Annotated in this window: 15 protein-coding genes; 8 read left to right on the forward strand and 7 right to left on the reverse strand. The window is 56.7% G+C overall.

Annotated features, from left to right (window positions below; genetic code table 11):
* Nucleotides 1-69 precede the first annotated feature (69 nt).
* From AD949_RS12645 to AD949_RS12660, 4 genes are all read left to right on the forward strand, one after another.
* Nucleotides 70-1,401, forward strand: a complete 1,332-nt coding sequence (locus AD949_RS12645) for a cytochrome c (protein ID WP_048834675.1) — start codon at nt 70-72, stop codon at nt 1,399-1,401.
* A gap of 20 nt (nt 1,402-1,421) precedes the next feature.
* Nucleotides 1,422-1,895 (forward strand): (2Fe-2S)-binding protein, encoded by a 474-nt coding sequence (locus AD949_RS12650; RefSeq protein WP_048834674.1) that lies wholly within the window; start codon nt 1,422-1,424, stop codon nt 1,893-1,895.
* On the forward strand, nt 1,888-4,212 hold the full coding sequence (locus AD949_RS12655) for a xanthine dehydrogenase family protein molybdopterin-binding subunit (RefSeq protein WP_048834673.1): 2,325 nt from the start codon (nt 1,888-1,890) through the stop codon (nt 4,210-4,212). Before AD949_RS12650 ends, AD949_RS12655 begins: the two co-directional genes overlap by 8 nt.
* A gap of 439 nt (nt 4,213-4,651) precedes the next feature.
* On the forward strand, nt 4,652-6,004 hold the full coding sequence (locus AD949_RS12660; RefSeq protein ID WP_082064562.1) for a DUF2142 domain-containing protein: 1,353 nt from the start codon (nt 4,652-4,654) through the stop codon (nt 6,002-6,004).
* Between the two features lie 431 nt (nt 6,005-6,435).
* On the opposite strand, the gene AD949_RS12665 is transcribed toward AD949_RS12660, so the two are convergent.
* The 5 genes from AD949_RS12665 to AD949_RS12685 form a co-directional block, all read right to left on the reverse strand.
* Complete coding sequence (locus AD949_RS12665) at nt 6,436-6,870, reverse strand: SufE family protein (RefSeq protein WP_048834671.1); 435 nt, start codon at nt 6,868-6,870, stop codon at nt 6,436-6,438.
* Nucleotides 6,870-8,183 carry an ATP-dependent protease ATPase subunit HslU gene (gene hslU / locus AD949_RS12670; RefSeq protein ID WP_048834670.1) on the reverse strand — a complete coding sequence of 438 codons (1,314 nt, stop codon included), beginning with the start codon at nt 8,181-8,183 and terminating at the stop codon, nt 6,870-6,872. The genes AD949_RS12665 and hslU overlap by 1 nt, the downstream gene beginning before the upstream one ends.
* On the reverse strand, nt 8,183-8,788 hold the full coding sequence (gene hslV, locus AD949_RS12675; RefSeq protein WP_048834669.1) for an ATP-dependent protease subunit HslV: 606 nt from the start codon (nt 8,786-8,788) through the stop codon (nt 8,183-8,185). The genes hslU and hslV overlap by 1 nt, the downstream gene beginning before the upstream one ends.
* Before the next feature lie 62 nt (nt 8,789-8,850).
* Nucleotides 8,851-10,848 (reverse strand): response regulator, encoded by a 1,998-nt coding sequence (locus tag AD949_RS12680; RefSeq protein ID WP_048834668.1) that lies wholly within the window; start codon nt 10,846-10,848, stop codon nt 8,851-8,853.
* On the reverse strand, nt 10,838-12,622 hold the full coding sequence (locus tag AD949_RS12685; RefSeq protein WP_082064560.1) for an ATP-binding protein: 1,785 nt from the start codon (nt 12,620-12,622) through the stop codon (nt 10,838-10,840). The genes AD949_RS12680 and AD949_RS12685 overlap by 11 nt, the downstream gene beginning before the upstream one ends.
* A 386-nt stretch (nt 12,623-13,008) precedes the next feature.
* Between AD949_RS12685 and AD949_RS12690 the strand changes: the two genes are divergently transcribed.
* Nucleotides 13,009-13,422 (forward strand): hypothetical protein, encoded by a 414-nt coding sequence (locus AD949_RS12690; RefSeq protein ID WP_052944500.1) that lies wholly within the window; start codon nt 13,009-13,011, stop codon nt 13,420-13,422.
* A gap of 59 nt (nt 13,423-13,481) precedes the next feature.
* Here AD949_RS12690 and AD949_RS14190 read toward each other — a convergent pair whose 3' ends face one another.
* Nucleotides 13,482-13,643 (reverse strand): hypothetical protein, encoded by a 162-nt coding sequence (locus AD949_RS14190; protein WP_156475933.1) that lies wholly within the window; start codon nt 13,641-13,643, stop codon nt 13,482-13,484.
* A 391-nt stretch (nt 13,644-14,034) separates the two neighbouring features.
* Here AD949_RS14190 and AD949_RS12695 point away from each other — a divergent pair, with 391 nt between their 5' ends.
* The 3 genes from AD949_RS12695 to AD949_RS12705 are packed head-to-tail and all read left to right on the forward strand — an operon-like array spanning nt 14,035 to nt 16,280.
* Nucleotides 14,035-14,706, forward strand: coding sequence for a cell division ATP-binding protein FtsE (locus AD949_RS12695; RefSeq protein ID WP_048834667.1), 672 nt, complete (start codon nt 14,035-14,037; stop codon nt 14,704-14,706).
* Between the two features lie 3 nt (nt 14,707-14,709).
* Complete coding sequence (locus AD949_RS12700; protein ID WP_048834666.1) at nt 14,710-15,660, forward strand: cell division protein FtsX; 951 nt, start codon at nt 14,710-14,712, stop codon at nt 15,658-15,660.
* Nucleotides 15,657-16,280, forward strand: a complete 624-nt coding sequence (locus AD949_RS12705) for a YdcF family protein (protein WP_048834665.1) — start codon at nt 15,657-15,659, stop codon at nt 16,278-16,280. Before AD949_RS12700 ends, AD949_RS12705 begins: the two co-directional genes overlap by 4 nt.
* Before the next feature lie 147 nt (nt 16,281-16,427).
* On the opposite strand, the gene AD949_RS12710 is transcribed toward AD949_RS12705, so the two are convergent.
* Nucleotides 16,428-16,868: a hypothetical protein gene (locus AD949_RS12710; protein ID WP_244463268.1), complete on the reverse strand. Its 441-nt coding sequence runs from the start codon at nt 16,866-16,868 to the stop codon at nt 16,428-16,430.
* Between the last annotated feature and the right edge of the window lie 22 nt (nt 16,869-16,890).

The following is a 16,890-nucleotide window of genomic DNA, read 5'->3' on the forward strand; positions in this document are numbered from 1 at the left end:
GGGGAAAGCTGGATATGTTCAGTCTTTCAGCTTCGGCTGGCTGTCGTATGCACAGGAATTGGGGGTAGAGTGATTAAACGTCTCTTAGCAGGAGCTGTCGGGGCTGGTGTCCTAGGTGGGCTCGGGTTTCTGTATTACGCGTGGTATCCGCCGATCGCCACAATAGAACCGCCGAAAGCTAGCAGCTTTTCAGCCGAACAGATTGAACGCGGCCGCATTGTCGCGGCAGAAGGCTATTGCGCGGAGTGCCATACCCGCACAGATAACGGCGGCGGCCCGGAACTGGCGGGGGATTACAAGATGGAAACCCCGTTTGGAGCCATCTATTCCTCCAACATTACCCCCGACCCTGAAATGGGCATTGGCGCGTGGTCGGAAGAGGCTCTGCGCCGCTCCCTGCGTTATGGCGTCTCCCGTCAGGGTGTGCATCTGATCCCGGCTTTCCCGTATGATCATTTCACCAAAATGACGGATCAGGATATTTCTGATCTGTATGCCTTCCTGATGACACGCCCCGCCGTGCATATGGCCCGCCGCCCGAATGAGCTGCCCTTCCCCCTCAGCCTGCGTATTTTTCAGGCTGGCTGGAAGCTGATGTTCTTCACCCCCGGCGTCTACAAGCCCGACCCCAGCCATGACGCACTGTGGAACCGTGGTGCCTATCTGGCCGAAGGCAATGCCCATTGCGGCGCCTGCCACACGCCCCGCAACCTGATGGGCGCGGAAAAGAAAGGCTCTATGTATGACGGCGCAGTTGTTGATGCATGGATTGCCCCCCCGCTGAACGACAAGAACCCCACCCCGACCACATGGACGGAAGACGAGCTGTACCAGTATCTGCGCTTTGGCGTAGCCCCGCTGCACGGCCCGGCTGGTGGCCCGATGTCCCCCATCCCGCACCGCTTCCTCTCTCAGGTGCCGGAATACGACGTCCATGCCCTTGCGCATTACTTTGCGGATGTGGACCACGCGGCGGAACGTCAGGGCCATGACAAGGCCGCTCTTGCCCACGCTATGGAAGAGTCCAAAAAAGATCTGATCGGCCCGAACACGCTGGACGCGGATGCCCGCCTGTATCAGGGCGCATGTGGTGCCTGCCATTACAACGCCGCCCCCATGCCCGTGCTAGGCCGCCCGGAACTGGCGCTGAACAACGCCCTGTGGCTGGATGAGCCGACCAACCTGTATCAGGTCATGCTGCACGGTCTGACTGCGGAAGAAGGTCAGTCCGGCATTGCAATGCCCAGTTTCTATAACGCTCTGTCCGACACAGATATGGCCCGCATTGCCGCCTATCTGCGCCGCACCCGCACCACGCTGCCGCCTTGGACAGACCTTGAGAAGAAAGCTGCGGACATTCGCAAGACCGTTAAAACCATTCCCGTTAATTCTTCTCACTAAGGCGGCACACGGAGCCACTCATGATTAAGTTCAAACTCAATGGCCGTGACGTTTCCGTCGATGTGCCGGAAGATACCCCCCTGCTCTGGGCCCTGCGTGATGAGCTGGACCAGACAGGCACAAAATTTGGCTGTGGTGTGGGCCAGTGCGGTGCGTGCACCGTGCATGTGGGGGGCCGCGCCACCCGCTCCTGCATTACGCCGGTCAGCTCCATTGAAGGTGCTGAAATCACCACCATTGAAGGGCTGCACCCCGAGGGTGAGCACCCTGTGCAGGTGGCATGGCGGGACATTCAGGTTCCGCAGTGCGGTTACTGCCAGTCCGGCCAGATCATGCAGGCCGCAAGCTTGCTGAAAGACTATCCGGACCCGACGGATGAGGAAATTGATGGCGTGATGGGCGGCAGCCTGTGCCGCTGCATGACCTATATCCGCATTCGCAAGGCTATCAAAAAAGCCGCTGCCGCCCTGCGTGAGGAGAAGTCTAATGGGTAAACTTGAACGCATTGCAGCCCGGCAGGACCGTGAGGCAGGGCGTGGCCCCACCCGCCGCGGCGTACTGCTGACAGGTCTTGGCTCAGCCTTCATGTTCGGTTTCGCGCGGGAAGCGGGTGCAGCCCAGACTTACCCGCAGAACGCCAGCATGCCCGGCAATGGCGCGTTTGAACCCACGATCTGGTGCTCTATCGGCCAAGATGGCGTGGTGAACGTGAACATCATCCGCGCGGAAATGGGCCAGCATGTCGGCACCGCCCTCGCCCGCATTATTGCGGACGAAATGGAAGCCGACTGGGACAAAGTCCGCATTACCTATGTGGATACAGACCCGAAATGGGGCCTGATGGTCACGGGTGGTTCATGGTCCGTATGGATGACATGGGATGTCTTCCGTCAGGCCGGGGCCGCCGCCCGCACCGTGCTGGTGGAAGAAGGTGCTAAACTGCTCGGCACTTCCCCCGCCAACTGCATTGCGCGCAATGGCCGGGTGGTTGCAGGCAGCCGCTCCGTCTCCTTTGGGGACATTGTCAGCCACGCCCGCCCCACTCGGTCCTTCTCCCCGGATGAGATGGCAAAGCTGCCGCTTAAACACGCCTCTGAGCGCCGCCTGATTGGCAAAGAGGTCAAGGCTCTGGACATTCCGTCCAAAACCACGGGTGCCGCCATTTATGGTATCGACGCCAAGTTGGACGGTATGGTGTATGCGCGGCCCAAACTACCGCCCACGCGCTATGGCTCCAAAGTTGTGTCCGTGGATGATAGTGAGGCCAAAAAGGTCAAAGGCTATCTCCGCTACATCGTTCTGGAAGATCCGTCCGAGACTGTTCCGGGCTGGGTTGCTGTTATTGCTTCCACCTACCCCGCAGCCATTCGCGCAACTGACGCGCTGAAGGTCACGTGGACACCGGGCAAGACGGCCAATGTCTCGGAAAAAGACATTATCGAGCATGGCCGCAAGCAGATTGCGGACAAAACCGGCGGCACCTGCGTGTTCAATGATAACGGCGTGGATGAAGCCTTCTCCGCTGCCAAACAGGTTTTTGAACGCACTTACACCTGCGCCTCCGTGCTGCATTATCAGCTTGAGCCGATGAACGCTGTGGCCCGCTTGCAGGACGGCAAATGGGAAATCCATTGCGGTAACCAGTGGCAATCCCTGTTCCTACCGGTTATTGCCAAGGCGTTGCAGGTTAAAGAAACCGACGTTGTGATGCGCAGCTACATGCTGGGCGGCGGCTTTGGCCGACGCCTGAATGGTGACTACGCGGTGCCCGCGGCGCTGCTGTCCAAGGCGATGGACGGCAAGCCGGTCAAACTGATTCTGACCCGTTCAGATGATATGCAGTTTGACTCCTTCCGCTCCCCATCCATCCAGACGGTGCGCGTGGCGCTGGACGACCAGAAAAACCTCAAAGGCTGGCAGCACCATGCCTCCGCAGGCTGGCCGACCCGCGTGATGGCTTCGGCCTTCATGGCAAAAGGCGATGATGGTAAACCATACGATCAGTTCGCCATTGCAGGCGCTGACCACTGGTACGATGTCGGCCCCATGCGGGTCCGCGCGCTGGATAATGATCTGGCAGACGCGACCTTCCGCCCCGGCTGGCTGCGCTCCGTTAGCTCCGGCTGGACGCCATGGGCACATGAAGCCTTTGTGGATGAACTGGCGCATGAACTCGGGCATGACCCGGTGGATTTCCGCCTCTCCCTGCTGACCGCCAAAGGGCGCAATGCAGGCTCGGCACCGGATTCCGTCGGCGGTGCTAAGCGGCAGGCCAATGTGCTCAAGCGTCTCGTCGAGAAATGCGGCTACGGTAAAGTCCAACTGCCGCCTGATACGGCCATCGGCATTGCCACCACCTTCGGGCAGGAACGCGCCATGCCGACATGGACCGCTGGGGCTGTGCAGGTGCATGTGGACCGCAAAACCGGTGCTGTCACCTGCCAGAAAATCTGGCTGGTTCTGGATGCCGGAACCATTATTGACCCGGATGGCGCCATGGCCCAGACGGAAGGCGGTGCTCTGTGGGGCCTGAGCATGGCGCTGTTTGAGAACACCGAAATTGAAAACGGCAACGTGCGGGACCGTAACCTGAACACCTACACCCCGCTCCGCATTACCGACATTCCCGAAATGGATATCGAATTTGTGGCCAGCACGGAAAAACCCATGGGTCTGGGTGAACCGGGTGTGACGACCATCGGCGCAGCCATTGCCAACGGTGTATTTAACGCCGTGGGTGTGCGTCTGCGCCATCAGCCCATCCGCCCGGCGGATGTTCTGAAAGGCCTTTCCGAGAAAAAGTCGGCCTAACGCAGGCTTTTTCCTGAAGCCATAAAGTCACTCCAAAAAAACCGGCGCGCTGTTTTCAGCCGCCGGTTTTTTGGTGCCCGACAGAGGAATTACGGGAACCGTGTCATGACGCTTCGCAAAACTTATTTCTGGCCCAAAGTCGAATGTTGATAGCCACTTTCTGAGGTTTTTCACTCTACTCCTGAATCTAAGAAGCTGATTTAAAAGCCGCCTGCTCAGTCATAAAAACGCTCTTCAAGCCCAGCGATAGACCTTCGGGTCAAAAGGAAGTTCTGAGCATAGACAGCATCTAAAAACTAATGGTATCGAGACAGAAAGGAAATTACTCTCTTCCATCCATCACCTCAGCTTGGAATCCTGCTTCTTGAAAGCCAAAATTTTATTAGTTCCATCCTGCATATCACGCAGGGGTATCCTAACAAGCTTATACATCCTGTTTATGCTCGTAACTGGCTTCTTCTGCATTATTCTGACGCCACCCTTTCAGGTCGCAGATGAGCCAAATCATTTTATGCGTGCGATGCAAATTGCTAATGGTGGATTGGTAGGTATTCGACGCTCTCCACTGGAAAGTGGTGGTATGTTACCACAATCTGTACCGATCGTGACAGCTTCATTTGATAAATTAAAGTCTGCACCGCAGGAAAAAGTAACCCCGAATATGATAACCCAGGCCATGACTGTGCCTTGGTCGTCAGAGACAGTATTTGTAGGCTTTAGTACGGTTCTTTATCCCCCCAGTTCATATTTAGGGGCAGCTAGCGGCATTTTATGGGGACGCTTTCTACATTCCAGCATATTAGGTACATTTTACTTAGCCAGAGTTGGAAATTTACTTGCCAATGTAGCAATAAGTGCGCTTGCACTATTTCTCATTCCAGAAATCAGCATTTTTATGCTCTCTATCCTACTATTACCCATGAATATAAGCCTCATGGCCTCATGCTCTCAAGATGGCATGATGTTAGCACTTACAAGCTTGGGTATTGGGTGCTTTCTCCGCTGTTTGCTGACGATGCCAAGTTGGAAACAATTTCTTCTCGCCTCTGGAGCAGGTATCGCCTTTGGCTGCGTAGCCGCCGCGAAAACTCCCTATCTCATGATGGTGTTTACACCAGTTCTATTGGTAAACAGGCAGAATATTAGACTTATTATTACGAGTTGTTGCAGTGGTTTGAGTGTTTTTTCCATATGGATATTTTTTGGACTGCGTCCCGTTATGACAAAACTAGCACCACCAGGTGTTTCTGCGGCGCAACAGGTTGTATTTGGCCTCCATCATCCAGGACAATTTTTATGGGCTGTTTGCAATACACTAAAAATAAACTGGCAGGGCTTTATAACTCAAATCATTGGCGTACTCGGGTGGTTAGATACACCATTCACATTAATGACATACATAATTTCCTACACATTTCTAATTATTACTTTTTCCACGTCATTCTTATACTTTTGCCGATTCAAAATACGTGAAGAGTATTTTTTACGCTTGACTGGTTTTCTTCTAATTACGACCATCTCTTTATTCTGTATTTTTGCAGCTCTTTATGCTACATGGACACCTGTTGGAAAAGACATCGTCGAAGGTGTACAAGGCAGATATTTTTTGCCCATTCTGATGCTTGGCACACTTTGCCCATTTATATTTAAAAAATACGAAGAACCAGATAATTCCCAACTGAAAGCGGTCCAAATTGTTTTAACTGACGTTGCTATAAACTCTCTTATATTTGTTTTTATGCTGTTCTGTTATATCGTCTTATGTAAAACTCTTTCCCAGAGATATTGGTAAGGTAATTTTATACATCGTGATTGTATAGATCTTACAGACCAAAATATTGTTATTCTAATTCTATGCTATAATGAGGCCATTACGATTGCACAGGGCATCCCCAGTTTTAACAGATTTGCCAGAGTCTGACTGGCTGGCGGCAGGACTACAATACGGTGCGTCTACATTCCCAACGGGCTAGCAGAACACCGGATCAGGCGCCAGACAAGGGGCTCGAGGAATGCCTTCGAGACCCTTGCCATCTCCATCAACCTTAAACCACAAAAACTGGAAATTCTCCTTTGGAGTGGCAACAAAAAGGGAGGCTCGTCATTCTGCAAGCAGATAGCGGGCAATGCTCTTTTTCAGTCACCGCCATTGCCGCTTCAGATGTCAAAAAAATTGCAATTTCATTGTGCTAATTTTGACATAACGTCCATCCCGTGACACACCTATCGGGCAGCAGCCAACCGGATCGCCCGCGCCATGGCTTCCACCCCGTTACCCCGATTGGTGGACAACGCCTGCACCAGCCCTAAATCCCGCAGGAAATGCGGGTCTGTGGCCATGATTTCCTCACGGGATCGCCCTGAATAGACACGCAGCAGCAGGGCCACCAACCCGCAAACAATGGCAGCATCGGAAAGCCCCGCAAAGTAAAGCTTGCCGCCGTCTTCCCGTGCTTCCAGCCACACTTGGCTCTGGCAACCGGGTACGCGGTGTTCGTCATTGCACCATTCCGGCGGAAAGGGCGGCAGTTTACGGCCCATTTCTATGATGTACTGGTAGCGTTCCATCCAGTCATCAAAAACCTCGAGTTCCTCACGGATAGCGTCAATCGCTTCGGAAGCTGTGTCTTCCTCCGGCAAAACAAAAGGTGCGTTCATTACAGAATAAACCGGCTGAGATCACCCTTGCGGGCCAGAGGAGCAACTTTTTTCTGAACCAGAGAGGCTTCAACGTGAATAACCTCGCCTTTCCGGTCAGATGCTGTGAAGGAAATTTCCTCCAGCAGCTTTTCCAGCACCGTGGCTAAACGTCGGGCGCCGATATTTTCCACACGGTCATTAATATCCGCAGCCAGTTCGGCCAAGGCTTCTACCGCGCCGTCAGAGAAGGTCAGGGTCACATTTTCCGTGCTGAGCAGGGCTGTATATTGCTTGAGCAGAGAATGTTCAGGGTCTGTCAGAATATGACGTAAATCCTCACGGGTCAGCGGCTGGAGTTCAACCCGGATAGGCAGACGGCCCTGCAATTCCGGCAGCAGGTCAGACGGTTTGGCCAGATGGAACGCGCCCGAGGCAATAAATAGAATATGGTCGGTTTTCACAGGCCCATATTTGGTGGAAACCGTGGTGCCTTCAATCAGCGGTAACAGGTCACGCTGTACGCCTTCGCGCGAGACATCGCCGCTCCGCCCGCCACCATCGGCCGCGCGCCCGCAAACTTTGTCGATCTCATCCAGAAAGACAATACCGTTTTCCTGCGCGTGGGCGACAGCTTCCCGCGTCAGCGCCTCATTATCCAGCATCTTGTCCGCTTCTTCACGCTCCAGATACTCCCGCGCGGCGGCCACTTTCAGGCGGCGCTGCTGAGGCGTCTTGCTCATGAAGTTTTTCATCATCTCGCTAAAATTGATGACCTGACCGGGCACCATCCCCGGCATCTCACCACCGCCAGCGGGAGCGGCTTCCACCACGGCGATATCGATGTCCTTCTCTTCAAGCTGACCATCCCGCAGCATAGCGCGGAACTTGTTTTTGGTCTCTGCCGAAGCACTCGCGCCGACCAGCGCTTCCACCAGACGGTCTTCCGCCGCCTGTGCGGCGCGGGTTGCTACGTCCTTGCGTTTAACGTCCCGCAGCATGGTGATGGACGCTTCCACCAAGTCGCGCACAATGCTTTCTACATCGCGCCCCACATAGCCGACTTCCGTAAACTTGGTGGCCTCCACTTTCAAAAACGGCGCCTGCGCGAGCTTTGCCAGTCTGCGGGCAATTTCGGTTTTACCGCAGCCGGTCGGGCCAATCATCAGGATGTTTTTGGGCACAACTTCTTCACGCAGCCCTTCGGCCAACTGCGCCCGCCGCCAGCGGTTGCGGAGCGCAATGGCGACAGCACGCTTGGCATCCGCCTGCCCGATAATAAAACGATCAAGCTCCGAGACAATTTCCCTCGGAGAAAACGTCGGTGCGTCCATCAGGAAGAAACCTCATCGGTTGAAGGAGTAGTCGTCAGCGTTTCAACCCTGACAGAATGATTGGTATAAACGCAGATATCCCCGGCCACTTTCATGGACCGCCTGACAATATCCTCCGCATCCAGCCCATCAACCGTCAGCAACGCCCGCGCAGCAGACAGAGCGAAGTTACCCCCAGAACCAATGGCGATAATACCGTCGTCCGGCTCCAGCACGTCACCATTGCCTGTCAGCGTATAGGAATGTTGAGCATCGGCCACAGCCATCATGGCTTCCAGACGGCGCAAATAACGGTCTGTCCGCCAGTCTTTAGCCAATTCTACACAGGCCCGCTCAAGCTGGTTAGGGTAGCGTTCCAGCTTGGCTTCCAGCCGCTCAAGCAGGGTGAAGGCGTCCGCCGTAGCCCCGGCAAACCCGGCCAGAATGGAGCCGGATGGACCGATACGCCGCACTTTGCGCGCGTTGCCTTTGATAACGGTCTGGCCAAGCGTGACCTGACCATCCCCGGCCATGGCTACAGTCGGGCCGCGCCGGACACAGAGGATTGTTGTCCCGTGCCAGCCGACGGGGTCATGCGAGGAGGTGGCTGAATGAAAGCTTTGCATAGTCACAAGAAATAAGCGTTCCTGCGGCCAGCACAAGAGGCCAGCCGACAGGAAAGCCGTGGTTATGCGACCAGCAAGGCCCTGACATCCCCCAGCAGGGCATCCCGCGTGTAGGGTTTATGCAAAACCGTAACTCCTTCGGGTAACATTGCGAAATCGGCATAGCCGGTCACAAACAGCACCGGCAGTTCCGGTCGCACAGTGTGCAGACGGCGGGCCACTTCATCCCCATTCATACCCGGCATCATCACGTCCATGACCACCAGTGCAATCTCTGGCTTTTCGGCAATGACACTCAATGCTTCCGCACCGCTGGCGGATTCCAGCACATTATATCCGGCCCGGCGGAGAAAACCGGCGGTAACAGCCCGGACACCGGGTTCATCATCCACCACCAGAATGGTCTCGCCATGCTCGACGGGCTGGAGCTTGGGCGGCGGTGCGATCGGCATCGTTTTTACAGGGGTTATGGACGCCACTGTCGCGCGGTCTTCCGCCATGGCAGGCAGCCAGAGTTCAATGGACGTGCCACCGCCGGGCACGCTCTCCACCCGCACTTCTCCACCGCAATGGCTGATAAAACCGTAGATCATGGACAGGCCAAGCCCCGTCCCCTGCCCGATCCCCTTGGTGGTAAAGAACGGGTCAAAAATACGGGCCTGTATTTCTTCCGTCATCCCCACGCCACGGTCCATCACCTGCACCACGACCCAAACATCCCCGTGGGCAGCGTTGCCTGCCAAGCCGAGAGGCCGAACAGCCTGACGGACGGAAACTGTGGTCGCCCCACCCTCCGGCTGCGCATCCAGAGCGTTGACGCACAGGTTGAACACCGCCAGTTCCAGTTGCGTGGCATCCGTCCACACAACGGGGAGTGATGTCTGCGGAATATCAAACTGCACCGTGCTAATGCGACTGCTGGGGGTTACGGGCGGAGCCCCAAGCACCGCCTGAATTTCATCCGGCACCTTGCCCTGAGACATAAAGCTTTGCAGGGACGCCATCAGGCTCCGCAAATCAACCTGCTGGCACACCAGATGGCGCGGCCTGCTGAAATCCAGAAGTTTCTGTGTCAGCGCGCCCCCGCGCCGCGCGGCTTCCAGCGCATTATGGAACAGGCGGGACACGCCCGGGTCTTTGGGCGGCTCCAGATCCATCACTAGTTCCAGAGAACCCAGAATAGCCGTCAGCAGGTTATTGAAATCATGCGCAATGCCGCCCGCCAGCGTGCCGATGGCCTGCATTTTTTCGGCCTGACGCAGCCGCTGCTCCATAGCCAGAAGGTCCGTCACATCCCGGTCTATCAGGATGGAATAGTTTTCAAGCCCGGAGACACAGCCAGACACAGCACCACCCGGCGCACCATCCAGCCGCACACGTGTCAGATCATGCCAGCGGGCTTGCCCATCCTGCCCTTTAATCTGCAAGACCTGCTGATCCCGCCCGGAGGAGTCCAGAGCGCTCTGCGCCTCTTTCAGGCTTTCCAGACGGGTGGTATCCACCAGTTCTTCTTCCGTGTGGCCAATGCAGGCCTCCACACTCCGCCCGAACTGCTCCGCCATCTGGTTATTCAGGCGGATAAAACGACCGGACTGCTCCTTGAACCCCAGACCAAACGGCAGGTTATCCAGCAGACCACGCAGCAGGAGCTGTTCACATTGCAGTTCCCGCTCCAGATGGTAGCGCGATGCCGCCTGCGCGACCATGGACAGCAGCGTTTCATCATCCCACGGCTTGTACGCAAAAAAGGAAATCTGGCCCTGATTCAAAGCCGCTTCCACCGCGGCGATATCCGCATAGCCCGTCAGCAGAATGGCCCCAGCAGCGGAAATATCTCTGGCGCGCGCCAGAAAAACATCCCCCGTCATGCCCGGCATCCGCTGGTCGGACACGATCACCGCTACGTCCGCATGGTCCTGCAAAAGGGCCAATCCGCGCTCACCCGAAGAAGCTGAAAGAACGTCATACGTTTCTTCCAGCAGATCAGTCAGGGCGACCAGTATCTCCGGTTCATCATCCACAACCAGAACAACAGACCGCTTATTGGGTTCAGGCAGCATGTGTCCGCCTTTCCTCTTCAGCCCGGTAGGGCACGCGCAGCGTAAAGCAGGCACCGCCACTTTCACGCGCATCTGTCACAACAATACTCCCGTCATGGGCCTGAACAACGCCATAAGCTGTCGCCAAACCCAGACCAGTCCCTGAGCCTACAGGTTTTGTTGTAAAAAATGGTTCAAAAACGCGTTCCTGAAGATCTTTCGGCACGCCCGGCCCGGTATCACTGATCCTGATCACGTAATCCTGTCCGGTGTGGGACGTGGCAGGCTCCAGCGAGGAGGTAATTTCAATCCGGTCTTCCCCCTCGGCCTGATGCCCGGCAACCTCTTGCTCATGCTGCTTTTCTATAATGGCATCGGCAGCGTTGCTGACAATATTCATGACAACCTGATTAACCAGAGCCGCCTGACAGAACAGGTCCGGCGGTGCATCCAGCGCACAGACAACACGAATAGTCTGTCCCAGTTTGGGGGCAAGCAGGGTCAGCACCATCTTGATTGCCTCTGGCACATCCAGACGCGCAAACTCCCCCTCTTCCAGCCGAGAAAACCGACGCAGGCTGACAACCAGATCCCGCATGCGGGAAAGCCCGACCAGCGAGGCCGCCAGACGTTCACTACTCTTGGCCAATGCCTGCTCGGCTGTTGCCTGATCCCCCGCCCGCACGGCGTTCAGCGCGGACGTAATGCTGCGGTTTACCGTGTTTTCATGCGCCAGAACAAACGCCAGCGGGTTATTGAACTCATGCGCAATGCCCGCTGCCAGTTCCCCCAGAGACGCCATTTTGGCGGACTGTACCAGCTTGGCCTGCGCCTCAATCAGCTTGCGGTTGGCGGCGGCAAGGTCTGCATTCACGCGCCGCAGAGCATCTGCCAGCGCCATACGGGCTCGGGCACTTTCAATATGTGTTTCTTCGCGCCGGGTTTCGTCCTGCACCATCTTGCGGCGCACAAGGCTCCCCACACGCGCCCCCAGCAGGCCGGGGGCAATATCCGCATCGACCAGATCATCCACCCCGGCACTAAAGGCCAGTGTCGCCATCTGGCCGGAAAGCTGGCCAGCATCCACCATACCCAGCACACGCACGCACTGCCGCGTCCGGCGGCGGAGCGCCACCACCGTGCGGGCAAAAGAAAGCCCGTCAAACACCGGGCACCCGAGATCAACCACCAGACAATCCGGTTGATCCTTTCCAGCAGGCCAGTTTGTCATGTTAAAATCAGTCGGGTCATCAACCAGCAAAACACTGGCCCCGTTGCGCTGTAAAAGGTCCAGTAGGACAGGCTGTGTCTCATGGCCTCCGCCGTGCCATGACCACAGCAAACCGCCCGGAGCCGTCACCACCGCCACGCAAGGCTGGCGGAATGTTCCGCCCGTGCGAGAGAGGGGCTCTTCATCATATTCCCGCAGCAGCGCGCAGATACGGAACATCAGGAAAGCAGGGTCTGTCTTGCGGCTCAGGCAGGCATCCGCCCCCTGCTCCAGAATTAAGCGTTCCTGCTCCGCATCCTGTGTTTCAACCAGCACCAGCACAGGAATTCCACGCGTGACGGCGTTCAGCCGTAACCGCTGGCACAGTTGAGCCGCAGACATATCCGGCAAGGTCGCGGGCACCACCAGCAGGTCTGGCAAATGGGCTTCAAACCCCGTGAACGCCTCGCGACCACTGGCCGCATGTGCCACCTGCAAGCCACGTTGGCTCAGCAGGACGGAAAATTCTTCAGCCCCCGTTCCGTTCAGCCCTATCAGTAAAATGTTACCCGAACGAACGGTCATCTCAATCCTGTGTCCCACACCTGTTGTTCTGGAGCGTACATCACGCTTTCAGGACGTTTTCAGGTGTCCTGCTTTCTGCTGTTATCTTCATCTACATCACGCCCATGCCTGACGACCACAAAGGCTACGCGTTCATGGCGTGACTGATCTAACCAAATCCCGATGAGCCCGTCTGCTCGCGAATGCGTTACCAGAGCCAGAAAATAGTCTTCTCTGCCCGGACGTTACGGGAGACCTATCACCTGAAAGCCACGGTGCCCGTCTTTTGCAGGAAGCTGGTGTGTGCTCGGAAGGCTCTTGTGTATAATCCAGTCCAATCTGTGCGCGCCTGCTGGTTTCCAGACATGCGGCATCCTGCTTTTACTGGCTGAGGAAATACCACACTCATGGACCACACCCGCAATCAGGCTGACGCTCATCGGCCCCTGTCTTTTTTGTCCACTACGCAAGCGTCCACCCCAATCGGGCTGAAGCTCGCCCGCGCGGGCGTATGGTCCCTCTGCTATTTTGCGTTCTATTTCATACAGCAGCTTGCTGAACTCTTTGCCCCGCTGCTGCTGATTGCCGGTGTTGCGTGGAAGGCGCTGCCTGTTCTGATTGGCGCGGTCTCGCACGTCAGTGCCTCGGCTGACCCACAGGCACGGGACGCGATTGCCAATGTGGCCGCAGCCATCCCGGAACAGATTACACTGGCGGGCCATACGCTGACAGCCAGCGGCATGATCTGGGACGGCATTTTGCTGATGGGTCTGGCCGCTGCTGGCGCCACTCTGGCAACACTGGCCGGACGCAACATGTAAGAAAGCGCGGGGTTTTGCCGCACCGCAACGCCCATCTTTAACCTGATGGGCGGCAACCTTTAGCCCGGCAGATGCAGCCGGGCCGCAGCGGGCCAGACCCGCACAATCTCGTCCCAATTATAGCAGATACCCGCTAGCACCAGCAGAGCCAACGCCAGACTGGCACCCCATGCCCACCGCCAGAAGGCCTCTGTCAGCATTCGCTCTCGCAAATTTACCATAAGCACCTTGCTCCTGATTGGTTGGGCAGTTGGCCCTGCGAAAACACAAGTTACAGTCATGCCTTGCCGCTCGGCCACCCTGACCGCAACCTACCGCATTAAATCCTGATTTGCTTCAAAACTCGAATCGAAACGAGCAGGCGAGCCCTCGCCTTAAAGCGCGCATCGCCTTCTTCTTTTGATGACGCCTGAGCGGGACTTACCCATCCTCCAATCTCACACAACGGATTATGTGTGTTTTTTGACACCACCCGTCCAGATTTTGGGGCATTCCCGGCGCTCGTCCTGCTGCTTCTGATCGACAGCACAGCCCTCCCTCCGTTACACTCAGATTTATGCGAAAGCCCCGCCCTTCCTGCCTGCTGCCCACCGGCAGACCCGTGCTGCCCTCATGATTCGTCTTAGCAATGTCTCATGGCGCAGGGAGCGTAAGGCAAACGCGCCCGTGCTCTCCAACCTGTCCTTCAGCGTTCCGCAGGGAGGCTTTCGTTGGCTGCTCGGGCCATCCGGCGCAGGCAAAACCAGCCTGCTCAGCCTGCTGCATGTGGAAAACCTTCCCTCCGACGGCACGCTATGCCTGCTGGACAAGGACGTTACAGCCCAGACACCCCGCTCTGTTCTGGTCCGCCTGCGGCAGAGAATCGGCATGGTGCATCAGAATTTCCGGCTCATGCCGGGGCTGTCCGTGGCTGATAACGTCGCCCTCCCCCTGCGCCTGCAATATAGGCCGGAGGATGAGATTACGGATGAGGTTCAGGCCATTCTGAAATGGGTTGGTCTTGGCGACAGGCTTGATGCCCGCGCCTCCCGCCTGTCCGGTGGTGAGCAGCAGAGAACCGCCATTGCCCGCGCCATTGTGCATCGCCCCGGCCTGATTCTGGCCGATGAGCCGACCAATGCGCTGGAGGAACCGCAGGCCCACAAACTGCTGGATATGTTCAGTGAACTGAGCAGCATGGGCACCACGGTCATTGTTGCCACCCATAATGAGGCACTGGTCCGCCGCCTGCCCCGTCCGGCACTGGTGCTGGAACGCGGCCGCCTTGTGCAGGACGGAACCTGAGCCGTGGCCCTTCCCTTTTCTGGCCGTAAAGACGGCCTCTCCCTTTCCGAAGCGCTGCCAGACAGAAGCCTGTTTATTCTGGTCGCCATGATGAGCTTTCTGGCCGCCCTTACGCTGACAGGAGCCACAGGAGCCCGCACATTGTCCTCCCGCTGGGCGGGCGGGGCCGCGCAACTGCTCACCATTCAGGTCTCGGACCCGGACCAGCCCTTGGCCGGAACCGCCAAAGCCGAGAAAAACGCGCAGAAAAGCCGGGCCGATGCCGTTCTGGCAGACCTCGCAACACTTCCTGTCGGAACACAGGTTCATCGTCTGACGCAGGAAGAACTCGCCCGCCTGCTCACTCCATGGCTTGGAGATGCGGGCAAAACCGCGCTTCCCCTCCCCGCTGTCATTGAGGTACGGCTGGCCGAAGGGCAGGAAGCCCCGACTGATCTGGAAAAGACGCTTGATACTCACGTTCCCGGCACGGTCGTGGAACATAATGCGGAGTGGAGCACCCGCCTGCGCGCTCTGGCCCAGAGTCTGCTGGCGTGTGCGGCGCTTGCCCTCGTCACTGTGGGGGGTATTGCCACCATGATTACGGCGCTGGCCACAAAAGCGGGCCTCTCCACCCGGCGCGATATTATTGAAATCCTGCATGGTCTGGGTGCGACTGACAGCTACATTGCCGGGCGTTTTGCGGGTCGCACCGGCGGTCTGGCTCTTGGTGGCGGTCTGCTTGGCACGTTGCTGGCCATGGCACCGCTTCTGCTGCTGTTCAGAATGGCAGCCCCCTTTTCAGCCTCCACGCTTCAGGCCGCCACTCCCGCCATGCCGGACTGGCGCACTCTGCCGGACCTGCTACCGGGAGACATGCTGACAGGCCTTGCAGCCCTCCCCTTTGTCGCCGCCTTTATTGGCTGGGCGACCACGCAGGTTATGGTCCGTATCTGGCTGCGACGGATGCCATGAGGCGTGAGGCTATCCGTTCCCCTCGCCCATCCCGTCTCGCCCGCTTTATTCTCTGGGCGTTGAAATGGGGGCTGCTAGCCGGTCTGGCACTCTGCGGCGCGTTTGGATGGTTTGTTTATGATGCGCTCCGCCCAGCACCCGACACAATGCCGCATACCGATGGCATTGTCGCACTGACAGGCGGCCAAGGCCGTGTGGACACATCTTTACGACTGCTCATGCAAAATAGGGGCGATAAACTGCTGATTTCAGGAGTGGACCCACAAGCCACGCAGCAGGACCTCCTGCCGCCCCACCTTCCTGACAGTGTGAAAGACCGCATCACGCTAGGTTATCTGGCCCGCTCCACCATTGAAAATGCCAGCGAGACCGCAGCATGGGTAGCGGACAACCATATCCATACCCTTACCGTTGTAACGGCGGGATACCACATGCGCCGCGCTCTGGTGGAATTACGCCGCACACTACCGGGCGTGACCCTCTACCCTTACCCGGTTATTCCACCTGCGCTGGCTCACCCTTTCGAGCCCTCCACCCTGCACCTCCTTCTGCGCGAATTTGCAAAATGGCTTGGTGCATTGGCCGGATTTGAACATACCCCGGTGCGTGTCACAGGTTAGGTGAAAGAAACTGGGTCAGGGCCGGTAAGGAGGGATCAGAATATCATGTTCTGAATCGACCACGATAAACTCCTGACATCACAATCAGGCTAATCTCATTGCTGGGATCAGCCCGGATATAGCGACACAAAGACATCCATCTTGTTTTTATCGCGACCGGGACATGCGTAGTCCGTCGCGAAAATTCATTCCAAGAAACAGTAAATTGATTGACCCTGTCACGAGTTCAAGAAACTGGACGCTATAAAACAACCAATCGAATTTTAAGTCAGAGACCCGGAATGCAAGAAAAAATGCACAGGGAACAAGGATGCAAAGTCCGTTAATTCCGATAACGCGCATACGCTTGAATTTCGTGAGTGCTAAACCTTGCGGCTTTTTTCCAGCTATCTGGTAACCAGATAAACCCGTAAAAGCGAGACAAGGGACAAGAACAAGCAACCCCCAGACGATAGCATGTTTAGTGGCTGCAATAGTTTGAAAATTTCCGGATAGTTCCGCAATGATGGTGCTGACCATAAAACTGGCTATGCATAGAATGGCCAAGCCTCCTGCCAGCGGATGGATACGGTAAAGAAGCCTTTGCATTGAACTGTCCTTGCGTGAATGG

The sequence above is a fragment of the Acetobacter orleanensis genome (assembly GCF_001581005.1).
Classification (GTDB): Bacteria; Pseudomonadota; Alphaproteobacteria; order Acetobacterales; family Acetobacteraceae; genus Acetobacter; species Acetobacter orleanensis.